Origin of the sequence: Tenacibaculum sp. L6 (assembly GCF_028823685.1) — a bacterium.
Classification (GTDB): domain Bacteria; phylum Bacteroidota; class Bacteroidia; order Flavobacteriales; family Flavobacteriaceae; genus Polaribacter.
In genome coordinates this window covers 1-249 of the sequence record NZ_JAPEHZ010000224.1, presented here as the reverse complement: position 1 = coordinate 249, position 249 = coordinate 1, and the positions used below count along the sequence as shown (strand labels likewise).

1 pseudogene is annotated in these 249 nt (G+C 32.1%); it reads left to right on the top strand.

The features are described 5' to 3' along the window. Nucleotides 1-249, top strand: a pseudogene (locus tag OU788_RS12810) (RagB/SusD family nutrient uptake outer membrane protein); the annotation flags it as partial.

Below are 249 nucleotides of genomic sequence, written 5' to 3'. Positions count from 1 at the left end.
TGCTGCTACAGCATTAAAAACAGTAGTCTCTGAGCGAGTAGATGATGCTTCTTACATTGATGCTCTTACACCTAGCGAGTTAGAAAATGAAGTATACTTACAAACTAGAATAGAACTATGGGCTGAAGGTAAAAGTTACTTAATGAAAAGAAGTAATAAAATGAATATTATTAGAGGTGCTAACCATCTTATCTATGTAGGTGAAGTTATGTCTTATGATGATAATAGATTAAGTTTTGAAATTCCTCA